Annotated in this window: 23 protein-coding genes and 1 pseudogene; 11 read left to right on the top strand and 13 right to left on the bottom strand. The window is 71.8% G+C overall.

Features of this window, described 5'->3' with window-relative positions; translation table 11 throughout:
• Window positions 1-139 precede the first annotated feature (139 nt).
• On the top strand, window positions 140-1,291 hold the full coding sequence (locus B7X32_RS06045; protein ID WP_292717558.1) for a methyltransferase: 1,152 nt from the start codon (window positions 140-142) through the stop codon (window positions 1,289-1,291).
• 73 nt (window positions 1,292-1,364) lie between these two features.
• Here B7X32_RS06045 and B7X32_RS06050 read toward each other — a convergent pair whose 3' ends face one another.
• Entirely contained in the window at window positions 1,365-1,883 is a 519-nt protein-coding gene (locus B7X32_RS06050) for a DUF6578 domain-containing protein (protein ID WP_292717560.1), read from the bottom strand.
• A 318-nt stretch (window positions 1,884-2,201) separates the two neighbouring features.
• Between B7X32_RS06050 and B7X32_RS06055 the strand changes: the two genes are divergently transcribed.
• From B7X32_RS06055 to B7X32_RS06095, 9 genes are all read left to right on the top strand, one after another.
• Complete coding sequence (locus B7X32_RS06055) at window positions 2,202-3,551, top strand: glycine betaine/L-proline ABC transporter ATP-binding protein (protein WP_292717562.1); 1,350 nt, start codon at window positions 2,202-2,204, stop codon at window positions 3,549-3,551.
• A complete protein-coding gene (locus tag B7X32_RS06060) occupies window positions 3,548-4,495 on the top strand; it encodes a proline/glycine betaine ABC transporter permease (protein WP_292717563.1) in 948 nt (315 codons plus the stop codon). The genes B7X32_RS06055 and B7X32_RS06060 overlap by 4 nt, the downstream gene beginning before the upstream one ends.
• Window positions 4,488-5,417, top strand: a complete 930-nt coding sequence (locus B7X32_RS06065; RefSeq protein ID WP_292717566.1) for a glycine betaine ABC transporter substrate-binding protein — start codon at window positions 4,488-4,490, stop codon at window positions 5,415-5,417. The genes B7X32_RS06060 and B7X32_RS06065 overlap by 8 nt, the downstream gene beginning before the upstream one ends.
• Before the next feature lie 67 nt (window positions 5,418-5,484).
• Window positions 5,485-5,967, top strand: coding sequence for a hypothetical protein (locus tag B7X32_RS06070; RefSeq protein ID WP_292717569.1), 483 nt, complete (start codon window positions 5,485-5,487; stop codon window positions 5,965-5,967).
• A gap of 112 nt (window positions 5,968-6,079) precedes the next feature.
• A complete protein-coding gene (locus B7X32_RS06075) occupies window positions 6,080-6,688 on the top strand; it encodes a DUF305 domain-containing protein (protein WP_292717573.1) in 609 nt (202 codons plus the stop codon).
• Between the two features lie 226 nt (window positions 6,689-6,914).
• The gene (locus B7X32_RS06080) at window positions 6,915-8,408 is read left to right on the top strand and encodes a lipase maturation factor family protein (RefSeq protein ID WP_292717575.1); all 1,494 of its coding nucleotides are present in this window, start codon (window positions 6,915-6,917) and stop codon (window positions 8,406-8,408) included.
• A 150-nt stretch (window positions 8,409-8,558) separates the two neighbouring features.
• A complete protein-coding gene (gene alr / locus B7X32_RS06085; protein WP_292717578.1) occupies window positions 8,559-9,818 on the top strand; it encodes an alanine racemase in 1,260 nt (419 codons plus the stop codon).
• The gene (locus tag B7X32_RS06090) at window positions 9,707-10,723 is read left to right on the top strand and encodes an ATP-grasp domain-containing protein (protein WP_292717581.1); all 1,017 of its coding nucleotides are present in this window, start codon (window positions 9,707-9,709) and stop codon (window positions 10,721-10,723) included. The genes alr and B7X32_RS06090 overlap by 112 nt, the downstream gene beginning before the upstream one ends.
• Window positions 10,720-11,541, top strand: coding sequence for an acyltransferase family protein (locus B7X32_RS06095; protein WP_292717583.1), 822 nt, complete (start codon window positions 10,720-10,722; stop codon window positions 11,539-11,541). The genes B7X32_RS06090 and B7X32_RS06095 overlap by 4 nt, the downstream gene beginning before the upstream one ends.
• Here the strand turns inward: B7X32_RS06095 and B7X32_RS06100 are convergent.
• The 6 genes from B7X32_RS06100 to B7X32_RS06125 form a co-directional block, all read right to left on the bottom strand.
• Window positions 11,538-12,524 (bottom strand): Gfo/Idh/MocA family oxidoreductase, encoded by a 987-nt coding sequence (locus B7X32_RS06100; protein ID WP_292717586.1) that lies wholly within the window; start codon window positions 12,522-12,524, stop codon window positions 11,538-11,540. The two genes, B7X32_RS06095 and B7X32_RS06100, sit on opposite strands and share 4 nt — an antisense overlap.
• Before the next feature lie 4 nt (window positions 12,525-12,528).
• Window positions 12,529-13,398: a hypothetical protein gene (locus B7X32_RS06105; RefSeq protein WP_292717589.1), complete on the bottom strand. Its 870-nt coding sequence runs from the start codon at window positions 13,396-13,398 to the stop codon at window positions 12,529-12,531.
• 84 nt (window positions 13,399-13,482) lie between these two features.
• A complete protein-coding gene (locus tag B7X32_RS06110; protein ID WP_292717591.1) occupies window positions 13,483-14,169 on the bottom strand; it encodes a flavin reductase family protein in 687 nt (228 codons plus the stop codon).
• Window positions 14,170-14,241: 72 nt separating this feature from the next.
• A complete protein-coding gene (locus B7X32_RS06115; RefSeq protein ID WP_292717593.1) occupies window positions 14,242-14,937 on the bottom strand; it encodes an SGNH/GDSL hydrolase family protein in 696 nt (231 codons plus the stop codon).
• 281 nt (window positions 14,938-15,218) lie between these two features.
• A complete protein-coding gene (locus B7X32_RS06120; RefSeq protein WP_292717596.1) occupies window positions 15,219-16,484 on the bottom strand; it encodes a hypothetical protein in 1,266 nt (421 codons plus the stop codon).
• Window positions 16,485-16,842: 358 nt separating this feature from the next.
• Window positions 16,843-18,120, bottom strand: coding sequence for an MFS transporter (locus B7X32_RS06125; RefSeq protein WP_292717599.1), 1,278 nt, complete (start codon window positions 18,118-18,120; stop codon window positions 16,843-16,845).
• 129 nt (window positions 18,121-18,249) lie between these two features.
• Between B7X32_RS06125 and B7X32_RS06130 the strand changes: the two genes are divergently transcribed.
• Window positions 18,250-19,890: a LuxR C-terminal-related transcriptional regulator gene (locus tag B7X32_RS06130; protein WP_292717602.1), complete on the top strand. Its 1,641-nt coding sequence runs from the start codon at window positions 18,250-18,252 to the stop codon at window positions 19,888-19,890.
• 52 nt (window positions 19,891-19,942) lie between these two features.
• On the opposite strand, the gene B7X32_RS06135 is transcribed toward B7X32_RS06130, so the two are convergent.
• The 6 genes and pseudogenes from B7X32_RS06135 to B7X32_RS06160 all read right to left on the bottom strand — a co-directional run.
• Window positions 19,943-20,278, bottom strand: a complete 336-nt coding sequence (locus B7X32_RS06135; protein WP_292717605.1) for a hypothetical protein — start codon at window positions 20,276-20,278, stop codon at window positions 19,943-19,945.
• Window positions 20,275-20,895, bottom strand: coding sequence for an Asp23/Gls24 family envelope stress response protein (locus tag B7X32_RS06140; RefSeq protein ID WP_292717607.1), 621 nt, complete (start codon window positions 20,893-20,895; stop codon window positions 20,275-20,277). The genes B7X32_RS06135 and B7X32_RS06140 overlap by 4 nt, the downstream gene beginning before the upstream one ends.
• Window positions 20,892-21,467, bottom strand: a complete 576-nt coding sequence (locus B7X32_RS06145; RefSeq protein ID WP_292717610.1) for a sigma-70 family RNA polymerase sigma factor — start codon at window positions 21,465-21,467, stop codon at window positions 20,892-20,894. The genes B7X32_RS06140 and B7X32_RS06145 overlap by 4 nt, the downstream gene beginning before the upstream one ends.
• A 106-nt stretch (window positions 21,468-21,573) precedes the next feature.
• Window positions 21,574-21,840 (bottom strand): GlsB/YeaQ/YmgE family stress response membrane protein, encoded by a 267-nt coding sequence (locus B7X32_RS06150; protein ID WP_292717613.1) that lies wholly within the window; start codon window positions 21,838-21,840, stop codon window positions 21,574-21,576.
• A 78-nt stretch (window positions 21,841-21,918) separates the two neighbouring features.
• The gene (locus B7X32_RS06155; RefSeq protein ID WP_292717616.1) at window positions 21,919-22,524 is read right to left on the bottom strand and encodes a hypothetical protein; all 606 of its coding nucleotides are present in this window, start codon (window positions 22,522-22,524) and stop codon (window positions 21,919-21,921) included.
• A pseudogene (locus B7X32_RS06160) lies at window positions 22,521-22,878 on the bottom strand (hypothetical protein); the annotation flags it as partial. The gene B7X32_RS06155 and the pseudogene B7X32_RS06160, both read right to left, overlap by 4 nt.

The following is a 22,878-nucleotide window of genomic DNA, read 5'->3' on the forward strand; positions in this document are numbered from 1 at the left end:
AGCGGAGCCCCTGGGGTGCGCTCGTGGGGACGACTTGGATCGTGTGTTCGCCTGTGTCTGGGTCGTCCCCGTCAGCGGAGCCCCTGGGGTGCGCTCGCGGGGACGACCCGGAGGTCGTGGGGCCGCGTACGCTGGGCGGGTGCCCGAGTTCCCGTATGCGCGGCTGCGCCGGTTCCCCGACGTGGAGGCGCCGAACCTGCAGGCGTGGGACGCGACGGACGAGCTGCTCGTCGCCCGGGCCCTGACGGTCGCGACCGAGCGGGGGATCGAGGGATCCGCGATCGCGGTCATCGGCGACGGCTACGGCGCGCTCACGCTGGCGCTGACCGCGGCCGGCCTCGACGGCGTGCGCGTGCACCAGGATCTGGTGACCGGACGCCGGGCGCTCGCTCGCAATGCGGCCGAACTCGGGGTCACAGGCTTCGTCGCGCACGAGCTCGACGCGGAGCTGCTGCGCGGGGCGCGGCTCGTGCTGCTGCAGCTCCCGAAGGGACTCGCCGAGCTCGAGGAGATCGCGGACGCCGTCGCCCGTGCGGCGGCGCCGGACGCGGTGCTGCTCGCCGGAGGGCGGGTGAAGCACATGACCCTGGCCCAGAACGACCTGCTCGCGCGCTTCTTCGGACACGTGCAGCCGCAGCACGCCGAGCGGAAGTCACGCCTCATCGTCGCGACGGATCCGCTGCCCGTGCCGCAGGATCCGCCCTTCCCGGTATCGACGACGCACCCCGAGTTCGGCCTCACACTGCGCGCGCACGGAGGGGCGTTCGCCGGCGACCGCATCGACATCGGAACCCGCGTGCTGCTCGACGTGATGCGCGATCGTGCCGCCGCGCTCGTCGCGCTCTCCCGGCGCGAGGGGTTCACGGCCGTGGATCTCGGCTGCGGCACGGGCGCGCTCGCCGCGTCCCTCGCGCTCGCGATTCCCGATGCCCGTGTCTTCGCGACCGACCGCTCCGCCGCTGCGGTGCGCTCGGCCGGCGCCACGATGACCGCGAACGGGATCGCCGACCGTGCGACCGTCACCCTCGACGACGCCGGATCCGAGTTCCCCGACGCATCCGTCGACCTCGTGCTGCTGAACCCGCCGTTCCACCTCGGCGCGAGCGTGCACGAGGGTGCCGGGCGTCGCCTCATCGACGCGGCTGCGCGCATGCTCCGCTCCGGTGGCGAGGTGTGGACCGTGTTCAACTCGCACCTCGACCACCGTCGCGCGCTCGCCGCCGCCGTCGGCGAGACCGAACAGCTCGCGCGCACCCCGAAGTTCACGGTGACACGGTCCGTCCGGCGCTGAGCGCCGGCCGCAGCGCTCGTCGGCCGGCTCGCAACGGCGCGCGGAGAGCTCTCGGGACCCCGCCGCCCGGACGTCAGACCTCGACGTCGACGACCCATCCGGGACGGCGGGTCACGACGGCGCCGTCCTCGGGATCCCGCTGCGGCGCGGGCTCCGCGGAGCCGGTGCGGTCACGGTCCCGCACCGCGGGCACCCGCGTCGCGCTCCGCAGCCGCACGGTGCGGGGAATCGGCTCGGACGCGAGGACGTACGGCGGCACCGGCCCGACTCCCATGAGCACGCCTCCGCCGAGATCGATCGGTGCCGGTGCATCCCGCGGAGGTCGCGGGATGCGGACCACGGTCTCCTGCACGACGACCTCGTGGATGGCCTGCACCGTTCCTGCGACGGTCTGCACGGGCCGGTCGTGGCCTCCGTCGTCGTGGTGCTCCTCGACGAACGCGATCGATGCCGCGAACTCCGCGCCGAACTGATCGACGAGCCAGGTCCCCTGCGGCGGGCGGCAGGGGAACGAGACCGAGTCTCCCACCGTGAACGGATCCCCGCAGCAGGCCCATTCCCACCCGGACAACCACACGCGCACCGTGCTCATGCGCCCACTCTATGCCGCGGTTCCGGGCACGCATCGAGCCCGCGCACCCTAGGCCATCGACCTCGGATTTGCCACGGGATCAGGTTCTCGTTACGTTGGAATGCGGGCCTGACGGCCCCAAGACCAGTCCGCGGCCGCGTCCTTCTTTCGATTCTGCTGTGCACGAAGAGGCGTGGGCGTACGGTCGATGATCTCTGTTGAGGATCCGAAATCCTCCTCCTGCGCCGCCCGCATGGCTTCCTTCGAAACGGCCCTGTGATCATCACCCGGGCGAGACCGATGCAGGCCTCCCCAAAGGGGTGAGGCCGCGGGGGAAACGTGTCCGAAACCGCTCTGGAAGCGCGTCATCTGTTCAAGGTGTTCGGGAAGAATCCGAACCAGGCCATCCGCCGGCTGAAGGCCGGCGAGACCCGATCCGAGGTCGCCGACGCCGGCACCGCCGCCGTCATCGACGCGAGCTTCACCGTCAACCGCGGCGAGATCTTCGTCATCATGGGGCTGTCCGGATCCGGCAAGTCCACCATCATCCGCATGCTCAACGGGCTGCACGAGGCGACGGACGGATCCGTCCTCGTCGCGGGCGATCCGATCACCGGCATTCCGGCCTCGCGCCTGCGCGAGATCCGCCGAGATCGCGTGTCGATGGTGTTCCAGCACTTCGCCCTGCTGCCGCACCGCACCGTCGCCGCGAACGTGGCGTACCCGCTCGAGCTCAAGGGCGTCGGCAAGACCGAGCGCCTGGCCAAGGCCGAGGAGATCCTGAGCCTGGTCGGCCTGGAAGGGCAGGGCGAGAAGCTGCCCTCCGAGCTCTCCGGAGGCATGCAGCAGCGCGTCGGCATCGCCCGTGCGCTCGCCGCCGACACCGACATCCTGCTGATGGACGAGGCGTTCAGCGCGCTGGATCCGCTCATCCGCCGCGAGATGCAGGAGCAGTTGCTCGAGCTGCAGCAGAAGCTGCAGAAGACCATCGTGTTCATCACGCACGACCTGAACGAGGCCATGTTCCTCGGCGATCGCATCGCGGTGATGCGCGACGGCCGCATCGTGCAGATCGGCACGCCGGAGGACATCCTCACCGACCCGGCCAACAGCTACGTCGAGCAGTTCGTGCAGGACGTGGACCGCGCTCGCGTGCTCACCGCTGCGAACGTCATGGAGCGTCCGCGCCCCGTCGTCTCGGAGAACGCCGGCCCCCGCACCGCGCTCAAGCAGATGCGCGATGCGTTCATGTCGGCGACCTATGTCGTCGGCCGCGACCGCAAGCTCATCGGCATCGTCACGGACCGCGACGTCGTCAAGCTGATCCGTCGCGGACAGAGCACCTTGACCTCGGTGATCAAGCCCGCGGCCCAGGTGGTCGACGAGGACGAGATCCTGATGAACCTGTTCATCCCCGCCGTCGAGTCGCCGCTGCCGCTCGCCGTGGCCGATGCGGAGGGCCGCCTGGTCGGCGTCATCCCGCGCATCACCCTGCTCGCGGCGCTCGGCCCCGGTACCGGCGCCACGGGCGAGATCAACCTGCCGGTGCTGCCGCTGCCGCAGGCCGAGGTGGATGCCGTCCTCGACGACGGCTGGACCGCGGACTCCTCGCCGAGCACACCACCCCTGCCGAGCACGCCGCCCACGCCGAACACGCCGGACGCGCCGACCGAGGAGGTCACCCGATGAACATCCTTCCCATCGGATCCTGGGTCGCCGTCGCGGTCGACTGGATCAAGGCCAACCTCGACGGCCTGCTGCACGTCATCTCGACCGTGGTGTCGTTCCTCGTCGACGGCCTGAGCTTCGTGCTCCTGATGCCGTGGTTCTACGTCGTCATCATCATCGCCGCGCTCATCGCCTGGCTGGTGCGCTCCTGGAAGCTCGCGATCGGCACCGCGCTCTCGTTCGGGGTGATCGTCGCGATGGGCCTCTGGGTCCCCGCGATGCAGACGCTCGCGCTCGTGCTCGTCGCCGGTGTCGTCACCGTGCTGATCGCGATCCCGCTCGGCATCTGGTCCGCCCGCAACGCCACGGTGCGCGCGGTGCTCAAGCCCGTGCTCGACTTCATGCAGACGATGCCCGCCTTCGTCTACCTGATCCCCGCGATCGTGTTCTTCAGCATCGGGGTCGTGCCCGGCCTCGTCGCCACGGTGATCTTCGCCCTGCCGCCAGGGGTGCGCTTCACCGAGCTCGGCATCCGCGGGGTGGACTCCGAGACGGTCGAGGCGGGACAGTCCTTCGGGGCGACGCCCGGCCAGATCCTGCGCGGGATCCAGCTGCCGCTCGCGATGCCGACGATCCTCGCCGGCGTCAACCAGGTGATCATGCTCGCGCTGTCGATGGCGGTCATCGCCGGAATGGCCGGCGCCGACGGTCTCGGAAAGCTCGTGGTCGAGGCGATCTCGACCGTCAACATCGCCAAGGGCGTCGAGGCCGGTCTGGGTGTCGTGCTGATCGCGGTCTTCCTCGACCGGGTCACCGCCGCGCTCGGATCGCTCGGGGAGCACCCCGCCTCGCTGCTCGGCATGATGGCGCGCCGCCGCACCGCGCGGCGCCTCGCGGCGGCCCCTGCCGTCGCCGAGAAGACCCCGGAAGTGCCCGCCGAAGAGAAGGAGCTGCAGAATGCGTAAGAGCAGGATCACCGCCCTCGCGGCGCTCGGCGTCGCGGCCGTCCTCACCCTGGCCGGATGCGCGAGCGACGGCGCAGGGGGCACGCTCGAGATGGCGGGCAAGGCCCCGTCGAACGGTGCGGGCTCCGGCGACAAGGGAACCATCACGATCGGCTTCCTGCCCAGCTGGACCGACGGCCTGAGCACCGCCTACCTGCTGCAGGATCAGCTCGGCAAGATGGGCTACGACGTGAAGATGCAGACGCTCTCCGACGCGGGTCCGCTGTATGCGGGGCTCTCGCAGGGCGACGTGGACATCTTCCCGTCGGCGTGGCCCGAGGTGACGCAGAAGGCGTACATGGACAAGTACAAGGGGTCGATCGACGACCTCGGGACGTACTACGGGAACGCCCGCCTCACGATCGCGGTGCCGACCTACTCCGACATCGACTCGATCGACCAGCTCAAGGGCAGGGCGGGCACGTTCGGCGGCAAGATCATCGGCATCGAGCCCGGTGCCGGCCTCACCGCCCAGACCGAGAAGATGATGCCGGAGTACGGCCTGAACGGCGAGTACCAGCTGGTCACGTCGTCGACCGCCGCGATGCTCACCGAGCTGAAGTCGGCCACCGAGAAGAAGCAGGACATCGCGGTCACGCTGTGGCGTCCGTTCTGGGCCAACAGTGCCTTCCCGGTCAAGGACCTCAAGGATCCGAAGGGCGCGATGGGCAAGCCGGAGGGCCTGCACTTCCTCGGCGCGAAGGGCTTCGCCGAGAAGCACCCCGACGTCGCCCAGATGATCGGGAAGATCAAGCTCGACGACGCGCAGTACGGCTCGCTCGAGGACATGGTCGTGAACCGGTTCGGCGAGGGCAAGGAGCCGCAGGCGGTCGATGCCTGGATCCAGGAGCACGGCGGCGACTTCGACTGGGTGCAGAAGTAGCAGGGCGGCGCAGCCGCTGACGCCGGCCTCGGTCCTTCTCGGGTCGAGGCCGGTATGCTGTACCCCCGTGGGGTATCGGATCCGAGCAGGGGGCACGTCGTCGACGTGGTCGCCGGCGATCCTGCTGCTCGTCGCGACGCTGATCGCCGGGCTCCTCGGGATGCACGTGCTCGACGGGCACGGATCCCCGGGTGCGGATCCGACGTCGCAGGCCGCGATGGCCGGGCCGGCCCACGACCATGAGGCCGTGCTCGCGGCTGCGGTGAACCACGACGCTGCGGCCGTGCTCGCGCCGGGGGCGGATGTGCTCGCGGCCGCGGTGAACCATGACGCTGCGGCCGGTCACGGGCACGGGTGCGCGGACTGCGCAGAGCATGCCGCGATGGCCACGGCCTGCGTGCTGGCGCCGGGCGCGCCCGCTGCGCTGCCGGGGCCGCCCGCCGAGGATCTCCGCCCTGCGCTGGCCGCGTCCGTGGTCGCCTCCCCGGCGAACGACCCGGCGGATCCTCGCCCTCCGAGCATCTCCGTTCTCTGCATCAGTCGCAGATGAGCCGGCGCCCGGTGCGTCCCGCAGCCCCCGGTTTCGAGGGCGGACGCACCGGAACGGCTTCGCGCCCGCCGTCCGGCGGTGCGCGTCATCGACGACGAAAGCAGAGAACGACATGACCATCCGCACCTTCCACCGCGCCCTTGCGATCGGGACCATCGCCCTCGCGGGGATCGCCCTGACCGCCTGCGCGCCCACGACCGACCACTCCGGGATGCCCGGGATGTCGCACGGCGCCTCCGCCCCCGCGACCGGGACCTCCCAGGGATCCGCGAACGCCGCCGACGCGATGTTCGCGACCATGATGATCGACCACCACCAGCAGGCGATCGACATGAGCGACACCCTCCTCGCCAAGACCGGCGTCGACGCGCGCGTCGTCGACCTCGCGACCAGGATCAAGGACGCGCAGATGCCCGAGATCGCGAAGATGCGCGGCTGGCTCGCCGACTGGGGCGTGCCGTCCGCGTCGGCGGGATCCATGGATCACGGCGACGGCATGATGAGCGAGGCCGACATGGCGGCGCTCGAGGCGGCCTCGGGCGCCGAGGCCGGGAAGCTGTTCCTGCAGCAGATGATCGTGCATCACGAGGGTGCGGTCGACATGGCCCGCACCGAGAAGGCGGACGGCGCGGATCCCCTGGCCCTCGCCCTGGCGAGCACGATCATCGACGCGCAGACCGCCGAGATCGCCGAGATGAAAGCCCTCCTCGCCGCGCTCTGACCCCAGCTCCCCGCCCACTTCCGAGTCGTCCCCGTCAGCGGACCCCCTGGCGTGCGCTCATGGGGACGACTCGGAATGCGGGGCTACACCGTCTCGGTTTCCGCGTGCTCCACTTTCGGGTCGTCCCTGTCAGCGGAGCCCCTGGCGTGCGCTCGCGGGGACGACTCGAATCAGGGCGGGGGAGACCACCTGTCCTGAGGCGGGGGAGCGCGCGTAGCCTTCCGGTATGGACGGCTTCGCGGCGGTCGACTTCGGCTTCGCGCGTGAGGTGCTCCAGCGGGGCATCGCGGCGCTGTATCTGATCGCCTTCGTCAGCACGCTGAACCAGTTCCGCGCGCTGCTGGGCGAGCACGGCCTGCTGCCGGCGCCGGAGCTCCTCGCCTGGGCCGGATCCTCCCCGCGTGCCCGCCGGCTCCTCCGGCCGACGCTGTTCCTGCGCGTCCGGTACACGGATCGACGGCTCGTCGCACTGTGCGTCGCGGGGATCGTGCTGTCGGCGGCGCTCGTGGCAGGTCTGCCGCAGCTCGCTCCGCCGTGGGTGCCGATGTCGTGCTTCCTGCTGCTGTGGCTCGGATACATGTCGATCTCCTCGATCGGGCAGACCTTCTACGGCTTCGGCTGGGAGATGCTGCTGCTCGAGGCGGGGTTCCTCGCCGCGTTCCTGGGATCCGCGTCGCAGCCGCCCCCGACCCTGGTCATCGTGCTGTTCTGGTGGCTCGTGATCCGGCTCGAGTTCGGCGCGGGCATGATCAAGATCCGCGGCGGTCGCGAGTGGCGCGACCTCACCGCGCTCATGTACCACCACGAGACGCAGCCCATGCCCGGACCGCTCAGCCGGCAGGCGCACCTGCTGCCGCCGTGGTTCCACCGCCTCGAGGTGATCGGCAACCACGTCGCGCAGCTCGGAGCGCCCTGGCTCCTGCTCGCGCCGATCCTCGGGTTGTGGATCCCTGCCCCCCTGCCGGCGATCGTGGGGGCGGCGGGGGCCGGCGTGGTCATCGCGACCCAGCTCTGGCTCGTCCTCACCGGCAACTTCGCCTGGCTGAACTGGGCCACGATCGTGATCGCCTTCTCCGCGGTCGGGATCCCGACGGGTGCGCCGCGCCATGCGCCGACGGTCCCGCCCTGGTCGATCGACGGCCTGTCGCTGCCCTGGTGCGCGGTGACATCGGCGGTGGCCGTGCTCTACGTGTGGCTCTCGGTGCCGGCGGTGCGGAACCTGTTCTCGCGCAGCCAGGCGATGAACGCGTCGTTCAACCGCTGGCAGCTCGCGAACGCCTACGGGGCGTTCGGAACCGTCACGAAGGAGCGGATCGAGATCGTCGTGGAGGGCACGATGCAGCAGGACGCCGATCCGGATCCCGTCGCCGGCGAGTGGCGCGAGTACGGCTTCCGCGGCAAGCCCGGCGAGCTGCATCGGATCCCGGGGCTGTTCGCGCCGTACCACCTGCGCCTGGACTGGCTGATGTGGTTCCTGCCGCTGGGGCGGATGTACGAGGACTGGTTCGCGATGCTCCTCGTGCGGCTGCTCGAGGCGGATGCGCCCACGCTGAGGCTGCTGCGGCACGACCCCTTCGCGGGGGAGCGCCCGCGTCAGGTGCGCGCCGTCGCCTACCGCTACCGGTTCACGACGCGCGCCCAGCATCGCGAGAGCGGACGCGTGTGGATCCGCGACCGCCGCCGGGTGGTGGTGCGTCCGCTGTCCCTCGGCGACGGCTAGCGGCGACGCGGTCGATCGCCGTCGCCCGGCCGGCCCGGGAGCGCCGCCCGGCCGGCCCCGGTCGCCGGCCCACCCCGGCCCGCTCGCATATCGTGCCCGTATCGAAAACCGGATACGCTCCGGCAACCGGCCGCTCGCTTGACTCGATCCATGCGATCACCCACCTCGGAACTCGTCGTCCATGAGGATGCGCTCCGCGAGAACACCGCTCGCATGCGGGCGCTGTCCGGCGGCAGGCTCATGGCGGTCCTCAAGGCGGACGCATTCGGTCACGGAGACGTCGCCGCCGCGGTGCTCGAGGCGGGCGCGGAATCGATCGGCGTGACGAGCATCGACGAGGCGCTCGCCCTCCGGCGGGCGGAGGTCGTCGCGCCGATCCTGAGCTGGCTCAACCCGCCGGGCGCCGACTTCGAGGCGGCGGTGCGCGAGCGCATCGACCTCGCCGTGCCCCACCTCGAGCTGCTCTTCGAGATCGCACGCGCCGCGCGGACCGCGGGGGAGACGGCCCGCGTGCACCTGCACATCGACGTCGGCACCGGCCGCGACGGCTGCCCGCCGCGCGACTGGGTGACGCTGTGCGCGCTCGCCCGCGAGCAGGAGGCGGCTGGTGCGATCCGCGTGGTCGGGGTGATGGGGCACATGTCCTGCGCCGACGACCCCCTGAGCGGGCAGAACGTGCGCGAGCGCCTCGTGTTCGAGAACGCGATCCGCACCGCACGTCGTCGCGCTCTGCGTCCGCACCTCCTGCACCTCGCGGCCACGGCGGCGACGATCACCGGCGCGGGAGCGGGGTACGGCCCGCACCGCATCGGCGCAGGACTGTTCGGGATCGATCCCTCGCACACGACGGACATCCTGCGGCCGGCCCTGACCCTGACCTCGACCGTGGTCTCCTCCCGCGAGGCGCCGGCGGGCACGGGGGTCGGATACGGTCACGACTTCGTCACCCCGCGGCGCACCCGCCTCGCGCTGCTGCCGCTCGGCTACGCCGACGGACTGCCCCGTGCCGCGTCCGGGCGGGCGGAGGTGCTCGTGCGCGGCGAGCGCCGGCCGCTGGTCGGCAGGTTCTCGATGGACATGGTCGTCGTCGACACCGGGGACGTGCTCCTGCGACCGGGGGAGCGCGTCACCGTCTTCGGCCCCGGCCGGGACGGCGAGCCGACGGTCGCCGAATGGGCCGCCTGGTCGCACACGATCGAGCACGAGATCGTGACCGCGGTGGGCTCCAGGGCATCCCGGATCCGCCGCACCCTCGACACCTCGACCCCCCGCACGCCCGCACACCCTGGAGACACCGCATGCCTCAGCACACCCGCCGCCGGATCGCCGTCATCGGAGGGGGCGCGAACGACGAGCACCCGGTCTCCCTCGCCTCTGCCGCCGCCGTCGCACGCGCTGTCCGGGCGCTGAAGCACACCGCGGTGCCCCTCACGATCGGTGAGGACGGCGCATGGCGGGACGAGCAGGACACGGTGCTGCCCGCCCATCGCGCGGTCGAGCTGCTCACGGGCTGCGACGCGGCGATCCCGATGCTGCACGGCGTCCGGGGCGAGGACGGCGCGATCGCGGGCCTGCTGGAGCTCTGCGGCGTGCCCTCCGCCGGTTCCCCCGTCCGTGCGGGCGCGCTGGGGATGGACAAGCAGGCCACGAAGCTCGTCGCCGCATCGCTGGGCATCGCGACGGCGAACGCGCAGCTCATCGGACCCGGATCCGCAGCGGTCACCACCGGCCTGACGCCGCCCTTCGTCGTGAAGCCCGCGAGCGGCGGATCCAGCAACGGGGTCTTCGTCGTCGCGGATCCCGGCGGTGTCGCCGACGCCGTCGACCGGGCGAGGGCGTACGGGGATCCGGTCCTGATCGAGGAGTACGTCGCGGGGCGGGAGGTGGATGTCGCCGTCTTCCGGGATCGACACGGAGCGCTGCGCCTCGGCGCGACGCTGGAGATCGGCGTCGCATCCGGCGGGGTCTTCGGCGCGGCCGAGAAATACGACGGCAGCGCCAGGTTCACGGTGCCCGCCCCGATCGACGCCGCCGACGAGGCGGCCGTCCGTGCGGCGGCGGTGCGGCTCTACGAGGGTCTGGGGTGCGCCGGGGTGGCCCGGTTCGACTTCTTCGTGACCGCGGACGGTCCCGTGCTCAACGAGGTCAACACGGCGCCGGGGATGACCGAGCGCTCGCAGGTGCCGCTGATGTACGCGGCGACCGGTCTCGACTACACCGGATTGATCGCCGAGCTCCTCGCCGCCGTGCCGTCGACGGTCCCGTCGTCTCCGCATCACGGCGAGGCGCCGCAGCGGACCGGCGCGACCGCATGACGACCGCCGCGGCCGCTGCGAAGCCGAGACTGGCCTGGGCGGACACCGCCAAGGGGCTGCTGATCGTCCTCGTCGTCTTCTGGCACGTCGTGCTCAAGAGCTACCTCACGATCGACTGGCGCATCGGCGTGCCGATCCCCGGCGCCTGGGGCCTGATCTCCGACCTCGCCTACCCGGTGCGGATGCCGCTGTTCTTCCTCATCTCCGGCTGCTTCGCGGCGAACGCGATCGCGCGCCCCTGGGCCGCCGTCTTCCGAAGCCGCGTGCTCCGCTTCCTGTACCTGTACCTGCTCTGGACGCTCATCCACATGGCCACGATGTGGGCGTTCCCCGACTTCCCGACCCTGGTCCCGAGGTCCGTCGCGGAGTTCATCGAAGCGATCACGATCAGCCCCCCGAACGCCTGGTACCTCTACGCCCTCGCGCTCTACTTCCTCGTCGCCAAGGGGCTGCGCCGGCTGCTCGTCTGGATCCCGCTGACCGCGGCCGCGGTGCTGACGACCGCCGTGGGGGCCGGGCGCGGGATGGAGTGGTACCGCGGCCGGCTCATCGCGTACAGCCTCGGCAACTTCGGCGGCGGGGGCGTCTTCGGCAAGGATCCGGCCACGCGCTACGGGGCCTATCTCTCGGTGCGGCTGCATGCCGACGGGACCGTGATCGCAGGCAGGGTGCAGTCGGTGCGATTCGACTATCCCGACGGGGTGCCGGTGCCGGATCCCATGGGCGGAGCCGCGCGACTCATGGATCAGCGTGGGCACCGCGACTTCCCCGGATCCGCGGTGCGCCTCGGGCCCGACGGCGCGATCGCCGTGCCCTAGACCGGGATCGGCGCCCCGCCCGCCGCGAGCGAGGCGTAGGCGGCATCCACGACGGCGACCGCGGCGACGCCGTCGGCGGGCGTCACCCGTGCGTCCCGTCCGGTGCGGATCGCCTCCGCGAAATCGGCGATCTGGGCACGGTAGGGGTGGTCCTCGGTCTGCGGCGGGAGGTGCCCGGAGTCGGTATCGACCGACGGGGTGCGTGCAGCGCCGCCGGTCTCCCTGGCGCTGTCGTGCGCGAGCGCGCCGGCGGTGCCGACGGCCTCGATCGAGGTGCGGAACGGCACGCCCTCGCCGAGCCAGCCGCCGGCGATCCGGGACGTCACGCCGTTCGCGTGGATCAGCTCGACCGACGCCGTCACGGGGGCGGACAGGCGTCCGGCGACGCTGGGCGGATCCTGCCTCGCGCGGACGGTCGTCACGGGCCCGGCGAGCCAGAGCGCCTGGTCGATGTCGTGGATGAGCAGGTCGCGGATGAGCCCGCCGCCCTCGTTCTCGTCGTAGAACCACGCGGTGGTCGGCCCCGCGCCCGCGCGGCTCAGCCGCAGGGTCTGCAGCGCCCCGATCCCGCCGGAGATGACCTCCTGCTGGATCCGGCGATAGGCCGCGAAGTACCGCACCACGTGCGCCGGGAGCAGCCGCACGCCGGCCGCGTCCGCGACATCGGCCAGGCGCTGCGCCTCCGCCGAGGTCAGGGCGAGCGGCTTCTCGCACACGACGTGCCGCCCGCGGCCGATCGCGCGCAGGGCGAGATCGAGGTGCGTCGGCGTGGGCGCGAGGACGCCGACGATGTCGACCAGGTCGATGAGCGCGTCCGCGCCGTCCGCGATCTCGACGCCGAACCGCTCCGCGAGGGCGGTCGGCCGGGTGCGCGAGGAGATCACGCACTCCGCGCCGAGCGCCTGCCAGGCGTCGAGGTGCGCGGCGGCGATGGCGCCCGCGCCGATCAGCCCGACGCGCAGCGGAGCGCCGTCGGCGGTCATGCGGTCAGTGCTCCGGGTTTCGCAGCGGCGCGGTCCGCCGCACCGGATCGGCGGTGGTGAGGGGCTCCCGCACCGGGAGCGGATCCGCGACCGGCTGCGGCATCGGATCCGCCGCGACGGGATCCGTCGCGGGCTCGGGCGCGCGCCCCGGCTCGAGCTGCAGGGCGACCTTCTTCTCGAGGTTCTCGACGGCGGCGTCGGAGAGGTCGATGAGGCCTTCCAGCTCCTCGCGCACGCGCCGGTAGGCGGTCTGGCGCTCGGCGGGCGTCGCCGACTGGTCGATGGCGACCTTGAGCAGGTGCTGCGCGCGCTCCAGGCGCTTGCGCTCGTCCTCCGTGAAGGTCGAGTCGCGCAGGCGACGGGCGTCCTTCTCGGCGATCTCGAACGCGACCGCGTAGTTGCCGACCGCATCGAGGTATTCGGTGACCTGCTGCTCCGTGACCTTCGCGTCGGAGGTGCTCGGCCGCAGCGCATCGGCGATCTTCTTCGCACGAAGGAAGGCGGCGGTCAGCGGCTGACGCCCGTCGCTCATCGCGGGGAACGCGATCATCTTCGCGACGTCGAGCTCGTAGTCCAGCCAGCGGGCGGTGATCCCGTCATGCTCGGCGAACAGGCGTTCGAGCAGCTCCTTCGACGCGTTCGCGTGCTGCTGCGCGACCTCGCGGGGGGACGGCTGCGGCGCGATCTGACCGCTCGCGGCCAGCTGGGCGGCCTTGATCTCGCCCTTCAGCCGGAGCGTCTCCAGCTTCTGCTTGTGGTGCTGGCGGGACAGGGCCTGCAACCGCCCGGCGATGGCGCCACCCACGCCCATGAGGGGGAAGACGATCCACCAGTGGCCAGCGAACCACCCGAAGATCTCGTTGAGAGGGTCCATGATGCCCTCAGCCTATTGCGCGCGATCCGCGACGTCATGGGTCGAACGCAGGTCGCAGCAGCCTCGTCAGCATCCGTGCGTGCATCACCGGGCCGGGATCGGCGCCGACGATCCGCGGTACCACTCCTCGTCGATCGTGGCCAGGCGCGAGGGACGCGTCTCGGCGCCCAGTCCGAAGAAGCGCTGGAAGCTCAGCATGAGGGGATCCCATCGCTCCGGATCGATGCGGTCGGCATGCCCCGCGAGGCGCAGCGACTCCCGCACGTGCACGCGCGTGACGGCGACCTCGACCGCCAGCAGATCGGCCTGGGCGGCGCTCGCGGCGCCGCCCAGCGGATGCACCGTCGCGACGACGCCCTCGACGTGCACCGGGAACTCCGCGACGCGGGGCGGGGCGACGGTCTCGGAGCCGAGCGGCGTGGCGTGCGCCTCGGCGAACTTGTCGTGCACGTGCCGGTAGCCCGCCGCCTGACGGCGGGGCGAGACGTCCGCGCGACCGGTGGTCAGTGCGAGCCGGTCCACGTGGTCGACCTCGCGCTCGGAGGGCAGGTTGATCACGACCTCGCCCGTCGCGAGCAGATTCTGCGCAGTCTGGCTGCGGGATCCGATGCCGATCACGGCGTTCTGGCCGAGCCACCACAGTGACGAGTTCGGCGCGAGATTCGGGTGGCCGTTCTCGTCGACGGTCGAAAGCAGCGAGACGGGGGTGCCGAAGTACAGGATCGCCGGGGAGATCGTCGTGTGCGGATCGGGTGCCGTGTGGAAGTCCATGCCCTCAGTCTTCGCGCATCCGATCCGCGGCTCTGGCGGAAATCGGACAGCGCACCGCCGGGGCGTCCGAGGTCAGTCCAGTCGGGCGGCGGCGACGTCGGCGCGGAGTTTCGGGAGCACGCGGGATCCGATCGGGTCCAGTCCGAGCACCGTGGCGAGTTCGAGGGCGAGGGCCTCGTGCCCGGCGGCGTTGGGGTGGAACGGATCGTTCATCAGGCCCCACGGCACCTCGCTGCCGCCGAGTGCGGCGTAGCGGGCGAACTGGTCCACGAGGATGGTGTCCTCGGCCGCGGCGACCTCGCGGATCGCTTGGGCGAATGCGGCGATGCGGCCGCGCTCCGGTGCGTTGGGTACGTCCACCGCGGGCGGCGTCTGCAGCACCGGGATCGCGCCGAGCGCGCGCACGCGCTGCACGAACGCCGTGAGCGACCGGGCGAAGTCCTCCGGCGCGATCACCGGGAACACGCCCGCGTCGGAGCAGTCGTTCGTGCCGATCATGAGCGTGACGACCTGAGGGCGCCATGTCGCGACCCGCCGATCGAAGTCCTCCAGGATCTGCACGATCCGCCAGCCGCTGATCGCCGTGTCGATGACGGCGTCGTGCACGCGGCCGAGCTCGCCGCGGACGATCTCGTGCAGGTGCTCCGCGTACGTGCGCCCGCCCTGCGTGTGCACGAGTCCGTGTGTGATCGAGTCCCCCGTGAGCACCCAGGTGAGCGGGGCGTCGGCGGAGAGGGCGCGGGCGAGGACGTCGGCGTCGGCGGTCATGGATCCATTCTGCCGGGCGGTGCCGAGCGGCCTTCTCGATCGATGACGGCGGGCGGCGGGGGTTGCCTTACTGGTATATCGGCTGCATCATCATCGAACGGGGTTGTGCACGACCCCGATCGGCCCAGCGGGATTCGGGCCGGGTGGGGCGCCTCGACCCTCAGTGGCCGTTCCCCAGACGGCAGGCCGTTCCCCAGACGGTCGGCGGGGCGCTCCGCCGCCCGTCCGCGGCGCGGTCCGGAATGGCGGCGACGCGCGCGTGCCGCCATTCCGCCACCGCGTCAGCAGACGAGGTTGTGCGTGTAGGTCGCGATCGGGTCGGTGCCGCCGTAGAGGTGCACGACCGCGCTCGTGACGCCCGTGTCGAGGACGATCGGCGCGTTCGCCCCTGCGTTGTAGTAGACCAGCCGGCCGTCGGGGGCGAGGTAGGTCGCGTGCCCGACGACGACGGAGTTCGCCGGGACGCCGGTCGCCGTCTGATACGTGCCGTTGGTGACGCCGTAGACCGCGGGGATGCCGGTGGTCACATACGTCACGTAAGGGTCGGTGCCGCCGTAGAGGGCCGTCGTCGCGCTGGAGACGCCCGAGCTCACCACGACCGCGGTACCGGTGGCTGCCCGGTAGTAGTACAGCAGCCCGTCGGGTGCGAGGTACGTGGAGTGGCCCACCGCGGTGGTGCCGGCGGGGACCCCGGTCGCGGTGACGTAGGCCGCCGTGGCGGCGTTGTACGCCCTCGCGACGCCGCCCGCGACGAAGGTCACGACGGGCTGGGTGCCGCTGACGAGGGCCACCTTCGCGCTCGAGACTCCGGAGGCGATGAGGACCGAGGTGTTCGCACCCGAGTTGAAGTAGTACAGGTCTCCGCCGGGGGTGAGGAAGGTCGCGTGGCCGACCACGGTGGATCCGTTCGGTACGCCGACGGCGTTGATCGTCGTGCCCGTCGCGACGTCCTGCACCTTCGCGACTCCGCCCGACACGTACGTGGAGTACGACTGGGTGCCTCCGATGAGGACGGTCGTGCCGCTGGTGACGTTCGTCGCGAGCGGCATCGCCTTTCCTGCGACGGTGTTGAAGTACACCAGGCTGCCGTCGGGGTTGAGGAAGGTTCCGTGTCCGACGGCGACCGAGCCGAGCGGGATTCCGGTCGCGGGCGGGTTCCCGGCCGACACGACGTCGTAGATCTTCGCGCCGACCTGCGCCGTCACGACCACCGGTGCCGTCGCATTCGCCCCGGTCATCGACGCACCCATCGACGGGGTGGAGGCCGCGTTGGGTTTCGCGGTGATCGCGGGCAGGACGACCTTGCCGTTCGCGTCCGTGGTGAAGCTGCGGGGGCCGGTGAACCCATCCGCCCAGGTGAGGCCGGAGGGCAGGACGACACTCACGGTCGTGCTCGCCGCGGGAGTCGTGCCGTTCGTGGTCGCCGCGAGAGTCACGCCGGTCAGATCGCTGCAGCCGCCCACGCTGTACGGGCCGTTGATGAACTTCAAGGTCGGGGATCCCACCGACGCGGCGGCCAGCGGCATGGCGGCGGCGGTCGCGATCACCGGCACGCTCCACGCCGCGCCTTGAACGATCGTGCGCCGGCTGATCCGCCTCGCCGTGGCGCCCTCAGGCGCGCTCGGCTCCTGAGCCTGTGCCGCTGCACGTCCTTGCAACATGGTGATGTCTCTCCTTCGTCGTCACGCTCTGGAATTCCGGTGCGCGGCGTGGGTGGCGGGCGCGAGATCGCATCCGGCGATCAGGCGCGGAGATCTTGCACCCACGCCGGCGGAGCGCCGCCCCAGTCCCCGCGCGCGGCAGGTATCGGATACTGAACAGACTGTCCGAGCAGCCCAGGGGAAGGCGACGGAATCCGGGGTGAAACGGGGGTGAAAAGAGGGCGCCGCTAGCCGGCCGGTCGGATCACGATGCTTCCGCGCGTCGCCGACGGAGCATCGACGTGAGCGCGATGGCGATCCAGCCCACCGGGATGAGGGCGAGCAGCAGGAAGAGCGCGGAGTAGTCCGGAACGCCCCTGATCGCGATCACGGCCCCGAGGACGAGCGACGGACCGATGAGCTGGCCGATGCCGGTGACGGCGCTGTACACGCCCAGCCTCCATCCCGCCCTCTCCGTCGTCGTGAGCGCCAACGCCGCGGTGAAGAGCAAGGTGCTGCTGATGCCGATCGCGATCCCGCTGAGAAGGCCCGCGATCGCCAGCAGCACGAGGGAGGTCGTCATCGCCCGGAGGACCAGCCCCGATATCAGGAGGACTCCCGCGAGGGCCAGGAGCGGCAGCGTGCGTCTCAGCACGCGCGGGAAGATCAGCATGACGACGGACGCTCCGACGAGACCCAGCAGCGCCACGGCCAGGACGAGGGTTCCCGCCTGCGTCGCCCGGTCCCAGCCGAGATCGAGACGCGCCACGATGTCCAACGGGTGGTAGGTCAGGTACGCCGACAGGGCGACCTGCGAGCTGAAGCCGAGCGCGAGCACCGCGCCCCACGACATCCGCGGCGCCGCCGCACGGTCCGTCTCGGATGCCGGCCCGGAGGCCCGAGGGCGATCGCGGTCGGCCGACGGCGGAGCGGTCCGCACCAGTGCGATCGCGGCCACGGCCGCGGCGCACAGTGCGAGGCAGATCGACGTCCCCCAGGCGGATCCGGGCAGGAGCATCAGCAACGCGATCGGGATCAGCAGCCCCACCGACGACACCGCGATCATGACCACCGCACTGCGCTCTCGCCGACCGGCGGGCACGTGTGTCAGCAGAGCCCGCGAGACGGCGATCGCTCCCGACAGGCCTGCCTGGGCCAGGCCCCAGCCGGCGGCGAGCTCCCATCCGGAACGGGAGAGGCTCATCCACGCGAGCGCGAGAATCCCCAGTGCCGTTCCGCCGAAGAGCACCCACCAGCGGCTGCGGGCCGACCGCGCCCCGAGGTCGGCGGCCCACCCGGCGAGCAGCGCGCCCGCGATCGCGCTGCCGGAGCCGACGGCGATGCTGGCCGTCGTCCAGCCCGCCGCGGCGGCGGCTCCCTCGATCTCCGACGCCCGCCGCGCGATCGCCACGGTCGCGGGAGGAACGAGCGCGGCGAGCAGGAAGAACTTCGCGAGATTCGCCTTCAGGCCGAGCATCCGCGTCTCGTCGGTCGTCGCGTCCTGGCGATCACCGAGCAGCGGTGCTCCCGCGACATGGTTCATGACGGCCTCTCGTCCGGGGTGCCCGCCTCATGTCCTCGGTGGCATGGTCGGGCGGGCGCGCGGACGCGGAGAGCAAGGCGCCGTGCCCGCCGTCGGTCGGGGTGCGACGACTCCGGCAGAATATCGGATATGGAGAGCACGCCGGCTCTGGGAGCCGGACAGACGAGCGACGCACAGGGTGCCGAAGACCCCTCCCGGCAGGAACTCGGGTTGGCCGTGCCGGCGACGGTGCAGGAGATCTCGAACGCCGTCGCGATCGAGGACTACGACGCCGTCATGGAACTGCTCCGGGACGACTGGTTCGCGCTCATCGCCGTCCATTCGGATGAGCTCCGCGCCCTTTTCCGCGACCTGCCGCAGTCCGACCTCCAGAGTCGTCCGCTCCTCGGATTCGCGTACGGCCTGTCGTTCTACAGCCTGCCGCACCACCGCCTCAGATCCGCCCGCATCCTCGTCTCGGTGCTGCGGGCGGCGCACGGCAGGAAGCGCGAGCTCCCCCCGATCGATCGCGCTCTCATCCGCGCCAGCGAAGCGGTCGCGTATCGCCTCCTCGGCCGGCCCCGCCTCGGGCTCCGCTCTGCGCGGGCCGCCGTGCGGGCGCTCGATGCGCTGAGCGACGCCGAGCGTGAGGAGGTCGGCGACATCCCCCGGATCTACAGCCAGCTCGGGACGTCGTTCTACTGCGCGGGAAACGTGGAGGAGGCGCTCTGGACGCTGGTGAAGGGCTACGCCGAAGCGGCGCCGGAGCGCCCGTCCAACGGGTTCTCGAACATCTCGATGCTGGCGGGCATCCACGCCTTCCGCGGCGACATGGGGCTGGCCGCGCGATACACCGCCCTCGCGCGCGAGGATTGCTGGACGGATGTCCAGAGATCGATGTATCCGGGCACCTTCTACCGCCTGGCCGAAGCGATGATCGCCCTCGAGCGATTCGACGCCGCCACGGCGCGCGAACATCTGGCCAGCATGGTCCACGACCGCGACACGATCGAGTTCTGGGTGGAGATCGCGATCGTCGAGGCCTGGACGGAGCTCGCCGACGGGCGACCGGGGGAGGCGATCGCGCGACTCGACGCGTTCGTCGCGAGGCGGGGCGCCGAGGGGCGCTCGGTCGAGACGCGGCACCGGCTCGCGGGTATCCGCGGACTGATCCAGCTCGCGCTCGGCGACCCTCACGCCGCCTCGGTCGTCCTCCGCCGCGACCTGGGCTCCGGCGCCGACGCGCATGTGCAGCGGGCGCGCGTCGCTCTCGTCCTCGGCCGCATCGACACGGCTCTCAGCGAATCGCGGCGCGCCGTCGCCGCAGGGCTGTCGTCCCGCTCGGAGGCGGAGCGGCTCACGATCGAACTGGCCGCCCTGCTGCGGTCCGCGCCGTCGGCCCGGACCGCGGGGCTCGCGGTGCACCTCGCCGCCGTCCTCGAGCACAGCGGGCAGCGTCTGGCACTCGTGCTGCTCCCGCCATCCGACCTGGAGCGGGTCAGAAGGGCGCTCGTGGACGTCGGTCGTGCCGACATCGTTCAGGACGTTCCCGCGCGATCGCTCCTGCTCCATGGGGAGGAGGAGGCGAGCCTGACCGAGCGCGAAGCCGTCGTGCTCGGCGAGCTCGTCCGCACGTCATCGATCAAAGCCGTGGCGTCGACCCTCTACGTATCGGCGAACACCGTCAAGTCCCAGGTCAGAAGCATCTACCGCAAGCTCGGGGTGACCAACAGGGAAGACGCGATCGCCGTCGCCCGAGGCCGCGGACTCCTGCGCGACGGCGATCTCTGACGCCTCTGCCCGCGTCGCCCGCACGAGCGCCGCACCCGCGACCGGCGCGAACTCACCCCCCGGTCGGATCCGGTGACGCGTCCAGGTGGGCGACGGTGATGCGGATCTGCACCGGGCCGGCGGCGGCCCGCCGGATCATGCGCTGCACGGCGCGGGCGGTCTCTCCGGCCGGCCGCGCGTGGTCGAGACCGAGCGCGACGTCGATCCGCACCGGATCCCCCGGGCGGACGGCGACACGCGGCCCCGCATCGCCCGCGCCCAGGAGGTTCGCGGCGGCCTCGCGCAGCAGCCCGGCACCGGACGCGGGGTAGACGACGGAGACGCCGGGCTCGGCCTGCAGATCCTGCTCGATGCGCGCCGCCAGCTCGGCGGCCTCCTCTTCGGTCATCGCGCGTCGCCTCCGCTCTTCGGAAGATCCCTGACATCGTGCACGACGATGTCGACCTCGGTGATGTTCAGTTCGGCGTGGGTGCGGAGGCGATCGCCGATCTCCATGCGCAGCCGCTCCGCGAGCCGCGCGATGGGCAGGCCGTAGGTGACGCTGGCCTCCACATGGATCCGGATGGGGGCGCCGGGAACGGTCACGTCTCCGTCGAGGCGGCTGCGCCCGACGAGCACTCCGGGGATCGCGTCCCCTGCCGTGCGGATGAGACCGCGGACGGCCCCCTCCGTGATGCCGAGATCGTCGTCGGGTTCCGCGACCGGGAACGGGATGCGGCGTCCCGCCCTGGCATCGCGGGCGATCCCGTCGATGATCGACCTGACCCAGCTCTCGTCGGCCTGCGGCTCGGCCGCGGCGTCCTGATCGAGCAGCGCCGGGCCCAGCCGGCGCAGACGCTCGAGCGCGTCGAGGGCGATCCGGCAGCCCGGCGAGGAATCGATCGCGAGGTCGGCGGGCGTCCTTCCGGCATCGAGGTAGTCCGCCAGCTCGTCCATGGTGTGGCCGTCGAGGTCCTCGGGTTCGAAGCCGAGGCCGCTCGCGCCTGTGCTGTCGTCGCGGGTCATCGCCACTCCTCCATTCGCACGATGATGTGCTTGCGTGCGCGGGAGAGCAGGCCGCGCACGGTGCTCACCGGCTGCTCCAGCTGCTCCGCGATCTCGTCGTAGGTGCAGCCGCCGATCTCGCGCAGCACCCAGCTCTCGCGCTGCGCATCGGGAAGCTCCTGCAGCGCGTCGGCGAGGGCCGTCAGCTCGGCGCGACGTTCGGCGCTCTGCTCCGGACGTTCTTCGGCGCGGGCGGGCAGCTCCAGGCCCTCGACGCCGTCCACGTCGAGGTGCGGGCGCCGCGCGCGCACCTCGTCGATCGCCTTGCGGCTCACGATCCGCATGAGCCAGCCGCGCACACGACCCATGTCGTCCAGCTCCGGCAGGCGCTGCCAGGCCGTGATGAAGCTCTCCTGCACGATGTCGTCCACGCTCGCGGTGCCGCCCAGGATGCGGCGGGCGTAGGCGCGGAGCAGCGGCGTGTAGCGGCGCACCAGGACCGCGAACGCCTCGACGTCTCCGTCGGCGGCCCGTCCGGCGATCGTGCGATCGTCGGCGACGTCGAGAGCCGGGCCGTCATCGAGGCCGGTCATCGATCACTCTCCCTTCGAGGGGGGCACGGAACCATGGGGTCGGCGTACCACGCCGACCCCATGGTCGCTCGCGCGTGCGCTGCACGGCGAGCACCGCGCCGAGGTGTCACGCGTTGCGACGGCGCCCGACGATGAGGCCGTAGATCAGCAGCACGATGAGCGAGCCGCCGATCGCCAGCAGCCAGGTCGCGAGGCTGAAGAACGACTCGAGCCCGACGTGGAAGATCAGGCCGCCCAGCCATCCGCCCAGCAGGGCGCCCACGACGCCGAGGAGCAGCGTGACGAACCAGCCGCCGCCCTGCTTGCCGGGGAGGATCAGTTTGGCGATCGCCCCGGCGATGAGGCCGAGGAGGAGGAAACCGAGGAATCCCATGAGTTGCTTTCCTTTCGTCGGCTCCGGATCTGCCGGAGCGGGTTCTTCTTCTTGAAAGAGCCGTGCAGGACGGATCCGTCATCTCGTTCGTGTGGCGGACCGGAGGCGGTCGAAGCCGTCCCGATCGGCGAAGTGCACGACCACGGGCGTCCGCGTGCCGCTCACCGCGTCCCAGCCGGCGACGCCGCGTTCGGCCTCCGCGAGCAGCGCGGGGAGATCCGCGCCGGCCCGCGGCACGACCGAGAGACGCAGCGCGGTCGTCCCGGAGATCCGGTAGCCCTGCATGTGCGAGGAGAGCACATCGCCCCGGCGCCGGAGCGGGGCCGTGAGCACCGCGTCGGCGATCGTCTCGTCCACGGCGGTGCTGCCGGACCGATCCGCGAACCGCAGCACGGTGCGGGCGCGCCGCCGCCGACGCGTGCCGAGGAAGACGACGAGCACGATGGCGAGGATCAGCCCCGCCGCGGCGGCCGCGATGCGCGCTCCCTCGGGGGAGGCCCACGGGATCCTCCAGGAGCTCACGGTGCCCACCGCGTCGTCGATCGTGCGCTGCACGGGCGGCCACCAGGGCGCGACGAGGCGCTCCGGAAGCAGCGGGAGGGCCGCGAGCACCGCGCCGGCGAGCGCGAGCAGCCCTGCCAGCAGCAGGAGCACGCGGTTCAGGATCCTGCCCGACGAGGTCATGCGACGACTCCCTTCGCGTCGACCGTCACGACGGGACGGATGCCGAACCCCACGCGCTCCAGCGCGCGGTGCGCGGCCTCGGCGGCTCCGGCCCGGTCGACGGGAACGCCGCTGACGGGACGGATGCGCACGCGCACATGTCGCGTCGTCACGGTCGCGGAGACCTGTGACGACGGCAGCATGCAGTGCCGGGCGACGGCCTGCGCCGCGGCGTCGGCGAGCAGGCCGTCGTCGACCACGAGCTCGACCCGGTCGCCCGCGCGCCCGTGTCGGCGGCGACGGCCGGGCGCGACCGCGAGCACGATGAGCGCGATGCCCACGATGCCCGCGGCCGCGGCGGCCGCCGTCCGCCAG

The sequence above is a fragment of the Microbacterium sp. 13-71-7 genome, assembly GCF_002257455.1.
In the GTDB taxonomy this organism is placed as follows: Bacteria; Actinomycetota; Actinomycetes; order Actinomycetales; family Microbacteriaceae; genus Microbacterium.

Bases quoted from the DNA above. Each gene is read 5' to 3' on its own strand.
- B7X32_RS06150 (WP_292717613.1), bottom strand. From the start codon at position 21,840: ATGGGATTCCTCGGTTTCCTCCTCCTCGGCCTCATCGCCGGGGCGATC.
- B7X32_RS06075 (WP_292717573.1), top strand. From the start codon at position 6,080: ATGACCATCCGCACCTTCCACCGCGCCCTTGCGATCGGGACCATCGCC.
- B7X32_RS06155 (WP_292717616.1), bottom strand. From the start codon at position 22,524: ATGACCTCGTCGGGCAGGATCCTGAACCGCGTGCTCCTGCTGCTGGCA.
- B7X32_RS06050 (WP_292717560.1), bottom strand. From the start codon at position 1,883: ATGAGCACGGTGCGCGTGTGGTTGTCCGGGTGGGAATGGGCCTGCTGC.
- B7X32_RS06105 (WP_292717589.1), bottom strand. From the start codon at position 13,398: ATGGACCCTCTCAACGAGATCTTCGGGTGGTTCGCTGGCCACTGGTGG.
- B7X32_RS06115 (WP_292717593.1), bottom strand. From the start codon at position 14,937: ATGACCGCCGACGCCGACGTCCTCGCCCGCGCCCTCTCCGCCGACGCC.
- B7X32_RS06110 (WP_292717591.1), bottom strand. From the start codon at position 14,169: ATGGACTTCCACACGGCACCCGATCCGCACACGACGATCTCCCCGGCG.
- B7X32_RS06145 (WP_292717610.1), bottom strand. From the start codon at position 21,467: ATGACCGGCCTCGATGACGGCCCGGCTCTCGACGTCGCCGACGATCGC.
- B7X32_RS06080 (WP_292717575.1), top strand. From the start codon at position 6,915: ATGGACGGCTTCGCGGCGGTCGACTTCGGCTTCGCGCGTGAGGTGCTC.
- B7X32_RS06065 (WP_292717566.1), top strand. From the start codon at position 4,488: ATGCGTAAGAGCAGGATCACCGCCCTCGCGGCGCTCGGCGTCGCGGCC.
- B7X32_RS06130 (WP_292717602.1), top strand. From the start codon at position 18,250: ATGGAGAGCACGCCGGCTCTGGGAGCCGGACAGACGAGCGACGCACAG.
- B7X32_RS06100 (WP_292717586.1), bottom strand. From the start codon at position 12,524: ATGACCGCCGACGGCGCTCCGCTGCGCGTCGGGCTGATCGGCGCGGGC.
- B7X32_RS06135 (WP_292717605.1), bottom strand. From the start codon at position 20,278: ATGACCGAAGAGGAGGCCGCCGAGCTGGCGGCGCGCATCGAGCAGGAT.
- alr (WP_292717578.1), top strand. From the start codon at position 8,559: ATGCGATCACCCACCTCGGAACTCGTCGTCCATGAGGATGCGCTCCGC.
- B7X32_RS06095 (WP_292717583.1), top strand. From the start codon at position 10,720: ATGACGACCGCCGCGGCCGCTGCGAAGCCGAGACTGGCCTGGGCGGAC.
- B7X32_RS06125 (WP_292717599.1), bottom strand. From the start codon at position 18,120: ATGAACCATGTCGCGGGAGCACCGCTGCTCGGTGATCGCCAGGACGCG.
- B7X32_RS06060 (WP_292717563.1), top strand. From the start codon at position 3,548: ATGAACATCCTTCCCATCGGATCCTGGGTCGCCGTCGCGGTCGACTGG.
- B7X32_RS06140 (WP_292717607.1), bottom strand. From the start codon at position 20,895: ATGACCCGCGACGACAGCACAGGCGCGAGCGGCCTCGGCTTCGAACCC.
- B7X32_RS06090 (WP_292717581.1), top strand. From the start codon at position 9,707: ATGCCTCAGCACACCCGCCGCCGGATCGCCGTCATCGGAGGGGGCGCG.